Source organism: Apilactobacillus xinyiensis, assembly GCF_019656235.1.
In the GTDB taxonomy this organism is placed as follows: Bacteria; Bacillota; Bacilli; order Lactobacillales; family Lactobacillaceae; genus Apilactobacillus; species Apilactobacillus xinyiensis.
On the sequence record NZ_BPLL01000011.1, the window covers coordinates 41743 to 48441 of the forward strand.

General features: G+C 31.8%; 6 protein-coding genes. 5 read left to right on the forward strand and 1 reads right to left on the reverse strand.

The window, feature by feature from the left end; translation table 11 throughout:
* The first annotated feature begins 32 nt into the window (after positions 1 to 32).
* From K5Q11_RS03800 to K5Q11_RS03810, 3 genes are all read left to right on the forward strand, one after another.
* Positions 33 to 842: a ribonuclease H family protein gene (locus K5Q11_RS03800; protein ID WP_248601561.1), complete on the forward strand. Its 810-nt coding sequence runs from the start codon at positions 33 to 35 to the stop codon at positions 840 to 842.
* Between the two features lie 39 nt (positions 843 to 881).
* Complete coding sequence (locus K5Q11_RS03805) at positions 882 to 1433, forward strand: sugar O-acetyltransferase (protein ID WP_220751287.1); 552 nt, start codon at positions 882 to 884, stop codon at positions 1431 to 1433.
* Between the two features lie 235 nt (positions 1434 to 1668).
* On the forward strand, positions 1669 to 3219 hold the full coding sequence (locus K5Q11_RS03810) for a BCCT family transporter (RefSeq protein ID WP_285289890.1): 1551 nt from the start codon (positions 1669 to 1671) through the stop codon (positions 3217 to 3219).
* A gap of 41 nt (positions 3220 to 3260) precedes the next feature.
* On the opposite strand, the gene map is transcribed toward K5Q11_RS03810, so the two are convergent.
* Complete coding sequence (gene map / locus K5Q11_RS03815; RefSeq protein WP_220751289.1) at positions 3261 to 4055, reverse strand: type I methionyl aminopeptidase; 795 nt, start codon at positions 4053 to 4055, stop codon at positions 3261 to 3263.
* A gap of 166 nt (positions 4056 to 4221) precedes the next feature.
* Here map and K5Q11_RS03820 point away from each other — a divergent pair, with 166 nt between their 5' ends.
* Both K5Q11_RS03820 and K5Q11_RS03825 read left to right on the forward strand, forming a co-directional pair.
* Positions 4222 to 5097: an alpha/beta hydrolase gene (locus K5Q11_RS03820; RefSeq protein ID WP_220751290.1), complete on the forward strand. Its 876-nt coding sequence runs from the start codon at positions 4222 to 4224 to the stop codon at positions 5095 to 5097.
* Between the two features lie 110 nt (positions 5098 to 5207).
* Positions 5208 to 6605, forward strand: coding sequence for an MFS transporter (locus tag K5Q11_RS03825; RefSeq protein ID WP_251067904.1), 1398 nt, complete (start codon positions 5208 to 5210; stop codon positions 6603 to 6605).
* The last annotated feature ends 94 nt before the right edge of the window (positions 6606 to 6699 follow it).

Genomic DNA, 6699 nt, shown 5'->3' on the forward strand with positions numbered 1-6699 from the left:
TTGTATACTATAAAATTTTTAGGAGTGATTTTTTGGCAAGTAAAAAATTTTATGCGGTTAAAAATGGTCGCAAAAAAGGAATTTTTTCAACTTGGTCTGAAACTGAAAAGCAAGTAAAGGGATTTTCCGGAGCCATATATAAAAGTTTCAAAACTTTGGCAGAAGCTGAAGATTTTATAGGTCGTAAAAAAGTAAGTAGTTCTTCTAAGACATCACGTACACTTAATAAAAATAAAGATTATGAATTTGTTGTATATACAGATGGTGGTTCTAGAAATAATGGTAATGTGGCCGGTCAACATGTAAAAGCTGATGATAAAGCAGCCTGGGCGTACCTAATTTTACATAAACAATACAAATACTCTGACTCAGCTGGTGAGTTTGGTGCAACTAATAATCGAATGGAAATAATGGCATTGATTAATGCCTTAACATTTTTACAAACTAGAAATTATACGAAAAGTAGTATTCAATGTGTCTTGGATTCCAAATATGTATTAGACTCCATCACTAAAGGTTGGCTAAATGGTTGGAAAAGACGTGGCTGGAAAAAAAGCAACGGCGCTGAAATTAAAAATTTAGCACTATTTAAGCAATTAGATGTTTTGTTAGGTGAATTTAGCCATATTGATTTTACGTGGACTAAGGGCCATGCTAATAATGAAGGAAATAACTTTGTGGATTCTTTATTAAATCAAACTATGGATAACATGAAATTGAATGTATCTAAACCGGTTTTAAATAAAAAGAATAATGTAAAAGACGAATCTAGAAATTTAAACGATTCTAGTTCAGTTAAAAGTATCAAAGAAAATTTACGAAAATTAGGTTTGTATAAATAAATGATATACTAGATATAAATTATTATAGGAAGTGTTTCTATGTTAACGGAACGAGAAAAAATGACTAATGGTGATCCATACAAACAGTTTGATCCAGAACTGCAAGCCAGAAGAAAATATATCAGAAAAGAACTTCAAAAGATTAATGCCTACGGTGACAATATTAAATCAAATGAACATTTAGCTAAGTTGTTTGGTGACTGTGGAAAAGATTTATTTATCGAAACAGGCATAGAATTTGACTATGGATATAATATTCATATTGGTGATGAATTTTACGCTAATTATCATTTAACACTACTGGATACTTGTCCCATTACAATTGGTAATCACTGCTATTTTGGACCAGATGTAGGCTTATATACACCTGTACATCCTTTAGACCCTAAGCAAAGATTAGCTGACGTTGAATTAGGTAAACCTATCACAATTGGTAATAATTGTTGGATGGGTGGTCACGTTACAATATTACCAGGAGTAACTTTGGGTGATAATGTTGTAGTTGGAGCTGGTTCAGTTGTAACCAAATCATTTGGTGATAATGTAGTTATTGTAGGGAATCCGGCTAAAGTTATAAAAACAATCGATTAATAGTTATAAATGTTGATTTCTGGGCTTTTTAGCATTTTACATATTTTTTTATATGTGTATAATAATAATTGAAATCTAAAAGTTATTGAATTTTAGCATTTGTATGACCTTAAAAAAGCTATACAGATGGCTCGTTATTACGATCCTATTTGTATGGCTTTTTGTGTATAAAGTTTTTAATATTCTGAGGAGGATTATTATTTTAAAAAGTAAAAATATTGACAAGCTCGTCTTTATTCCTACTGTAGTATTATTTATCATAGTTTCTGGATTACTAATGGCTGGCGGTTCCTCTCTACAAGGTTTTCTAAATTCTATTTTGAATTGGATTACCACTCAAATGGGGTGGGGATACATGTGGGTGTATGCAATTAACTTTGTATTTTTCGCTTATGTTATCTTTAGTAAATACGGAAATATCAGATTAGGCAAAAAGGAAGAAAAACCTACATATAGTAACTTTCAGTGGGGTAGCATGGTATTTGCTACAGCAATTGATGCTAGTATCTTAATGTTAAGTATGGTTGATCCATTGAGATATGTACAACATCCCACTGGTGGAGTTAAGCCTTTTTCTGAATCTGCCTATAATTTGGCACATATGTATGGTCAGTTTAATTGGGGCCCAATGGCATGGCTAATGTTTGGAGCACCCACGATAGCTATTGGTTACATGATGTATAACAACCATCGTCAAATCCAATCTTTAAGTGATGCAATTACCATCTTAGATGGCGATGAAATGTGGAAACGAACAGCTAAACAAATTGTAAATATTTTAGTTGTCTTCGGTATCATGGGTGGTGTAGGAGCATCAGTAGGAATGGAAATTCCTGTTATTTCTAATGTTTTAAGTTCACTGACTGGGATTCCAGATAATTTAATGTTAAAAGTTGAACTGTTTGCAATTTTATTTGTTATTTTTTCAGTTACCGTCTTTCGTGGCTTGAACGGTGGAATTGATAAGTTAAGTAATGCGCATATTTGGACTGCAATTATTTTCTTAGCAATTGTGTTATTAGTCGGTCCGACAGTTTATATTTTAAATTCTGAAACTAATAGTTTTGGTTTATTAATTCAAAAATTTATTCCAATGAGTTTAAATACGGTTCCTAATGGTCATCCCGGAATAGCTCAACAACAAACCATTTTTTATTGGGGTTGGTGGTTATCTTACATGCCGTTTATGGGTTTATTCATAGCTAGAATTTCTCGTGGTCGTACGATCCGACAAGTTTTAGTTGGGATGTTAACATATGGAGCTTTGGGATGTATGAGTTTTTATGCCATTTTAGGTGGATATTCATTATGGTTGCAAAAAACCGGTACAGTTGATTTAGTGCACATTTTAAACACACAAGGTCAGGCTGAAGTTATCTCTGCAGTTATTTCAACGTTACCTATGAAGTACATTATGTTTGCAATTTATTGTGTATCTTGTTTTATATTCTTAGCAACCACAATTTCGTCATCAGCGTTTGTTTTATCATCATTTACTAGTTTGAGATTAAAACAAGGTCAAGAACCTAGTCGACTAAACCGAATGACTTGGGTATTTATATTCATCATCTTTTCATTTAGTTTAGTGCTAGTTGGAGGATTTGAAACTGTTCAAACTTTCTGTACGATTGCAGGTTTCCCACTAATGTTTGTTTGTTTGTTGATTTTGATGTCAGTCTTTAAAATGATTAGTAAAGATGAATCAGTAAAATATCGCCGAGTACCTATTATTCGTCGAAAAGCTAAAAAAGATGTTAACAAAGAAACGATTGTTGAAAAAGATTAAAAAAACAGTGTTGATTGAAAAATCAACACTGTTTTTAATTTTTATAGCATGTATTTAGCATCAGCAACGTGGTCTTGAGATGTTAAAATTTTAGGACCATCTTTGGTGATGGCAATTGTATGTTCATATTGAGCTGAGTTAGTACCATCAGCTGAAACGTAGTAAGTCCAATCGTCTTTTTTGTCATAACGATCAGTAATTTCCCAAGTTCCTAAGTTAACCATTGGTTCAATGGTAATGGTCATACCTTCGCGTAAACGCATTCCTTGACCTTTTTCTCCATATGCAGGAACGTTTGGCTTTTCGTGCATTGTGGGTTGAATTCCATGACCAATTAATTCACGGACATCACCCATATGATTTTGGTTTTCAATGTAGTCTTGGCAAGCAAAACCGATATCACCTAAGCGATTACCAATTACAGCTTGGTCAATACCACGATATAAAGCATCGTGACATACTTGCATTAATTTCTTGTTTTCTTCAGAAATTTTTCCAACAGCATATGTCCAGCATGAATCACTTTCAAAGCCATCTTTGTTAACGGTCATATCAACTTTTAGGACATCGCCTTCTTTTAATAATAAGCCCTTACGTGGAATACCATGTGCAACTTCATCATTAATTGAAATACAAGTACCAAATTTGTAACCATCAAAACCTTTTTCAGAAGGACGGGCACCATGTTCAGTAATATATTTGTTAGCTAATTCTTCAATTTCCCAGGTATCTAAACCGGGTTTAATAATCTTTTGTAATTCTTTGTGAACTCCAGCTAAAACAGCACCTGATTTAGCCATCATTTCAATTTCTCTTGGTGATTTGAGTGTAATCAAAACAATTCTCCTTTATTGCATTAAGTGAAACGTTATTAATAGGTTTCCTATCTTCTAATCTACTACAATTTTTATTATATTGCTAATTTATTAATAACTTGTGGAATTAGTGTAATTTCAATTAATTTTTAGTATTATTAATATGTAAATACAAGGGGGATTTTTTGTGAGTAAAACAGCGAGAACCAATGTGATTTTATGTATTCTAACTGTAATAGTTGGAATTTTTGCTATCTTTTTTGCTTTTCGTAGTGACAAATTAATCAAAAATGGTATCAAGCAGGGAATAGGGACACCAACCATTTATGTTCATGGTTTAAATGGTTCGTTAAAATCAACTAATCACTTAGTTACAGTAGCTAGTCGTGATGGTGGAACTAAGGCATTAATTGTCTACGTTGCCAAAAATGGTGACCTTAGTTATGAAGGCCATTTGGATAAGCATATGAAAAATCCATTAATACAAGTTAATTTTAAGAATAATGATGCACCAGTTTCACAACAGGTAGACTGGCTACACAAAATCTTAATTAATTTAAAACAAAAGTACCATTATGAAAATTATAATGCAGTTGGGCATTCCGCAGGTTGTGTATCTATTTTGCAAACTACAGCTTTGTATGGTCATGATAGTGATATGCCACAATTGCAAAAATTTGTTTCAATCGCCGGACCATATAATGGGGTTATTGGAATTAATGATCGTCCGCATTCTAATTTAATTGTTAATAGTTATGGTAAGCCTCAATATGAAAATCTTTCTAACAAATGGTATCCAGCTTATAGTGAACTATTAAAAGAGTGTAAAAACTTTCCTAAAGGGGTTCAAATATTGAATATCTACGGTAACTATGGAAAAATGCCAAATTCAGATGGCTACGTTTCAATTCCATCAGCTCGTTCTTTACAGTATTTGGTTCATAATAAGGCTCAAGGTTATCAAGGAATTCAAATTAATGGTAACAACGCTCAACATAGTCGATTGCACAGTAATCCAGTAGTGGATAGACTTACGAGTCGTTTTCTTTTCGATAATAATTAATAATAAAGTCCACATTATAATGTGGACTTTATTATTTTACATATCTAATTTACAGGAATAAAATTAAATTGATTATTAGTTTATAAAAATTATAATTAAGGGGTGTTTTTTTGGAAAATAAACTTAATAAATTTCATACTAATTTGTTTATATTAGTTTTATTGCTGGGTAGTTTTACAATGTCGATTAGTCAATCTTCAATATCAACGGCTTATCCCACTTTAATGAGTTATTTTAAAATTGATGCTAGTACAGTTCAATGGTTAACAACTGGATTTATGTTAATTATGTGTGTAATGATGCCGGTTAGCCCATGGTTATTGAATAATGTTAAGTTCAAACATCTATTTTTATTCATATTAGCATTATTTGACGTAGGAACCTTAATTGTAGTTTTAGCACCTAATTTTCCAATGATGATGCTAGGTAGGGCAATGGAAGCTGTTTCAGTTGGAATTCTATTTCCTTCATATCAATCAGTAATGTTATACATAACTCCTAAAGAAAAACGTGGCAGTGTAATGGGATTTGCTGGATTGGTAATGGGGTCAGCTTTAGCATCTGGACCGATTATTTCAGCTATTGTGTTACATTTTACAACTTGGCGTGGCCTATTTATTTTCTTTATGTTAGTTATTTCTATTTTGTTTATTGTTGCTATCTTTACAATTAAGAGTATCATGCCTCACAAAGCTAGCCAATTAGATTTGTTTTCAGTTTTATTATCATTAGGATTTATTGGCCTTTTATATGTTATTAATATGATTGGTAAAACTAATGTTAATTTGTTTACAACTATAATTATTTTAGTGCTTAGTATAATTGCAATTATTTGGTTTATATATCGTCAGTTAAATTTACCTAATCCATTGTTGAATTTGGCTGTCCTGAAAAACTTTAATTATGATTTGTCTGTAGGATTGACAGCAGCTTCATATATTTCTTTAATTGTAGTAACAATTATTTTTCCACTATATTACCAAGAGATTCTAGACGTTTCTAAGTCTATGTCAGGGTTAGCATTAGCACCTGGAGCTATCTTCTTAAGTATATTAAATCCGTTTACTGGTAAATTAGCTGATAAGTGGGGATTTAAAAAAGTAATGTTGACAGGAATGTTAATGATCTTATTTGGTTGGCTTTTATTAGTTGTATTAGGTCGCAATACAGTTCAACTATTACCCATGATGTTAATAGCAGCCATTATTGAGGGTGGAAATGCTTTTGTAATGATGCCAGCTGTTACGATGGGAGCTAATTCATTAGATAAAGATTTAATTTCACATGGAACAGCTTTTATTACTACTTTTCGTCAAATTTTAGGATCTACAGGAGTTTTGGTGGCTACTCTAATCTACACTAACATTACTAATTTAAAGGTTGGTAATGGCATTTCCTATTATTTAGCCCAACAAAGTGGTTTTCATGTTGTGTTTATAGTATTTTTTGCACTTGAGTTTATAGGATTATTGATGGCAATGTTATTGAAAAATACTAAACAAAAATAAAAGAGTTAGAGATATAATGAAGTGCCTTAAAAAAGTTAGACAATTATTACTAAATTAAATATTTAATTTCATGGAATGATTTCGATATTCAATC

Excerpts from the sequence above, each read along its gene's own strand:
- K5Q11_RS03805 (WP_220751287.1), top strand. The coding sequence starts at position 882 with ATGTTAACGGAACGAGAAAAAATGACTAATGGTGATCCATACAAACAG.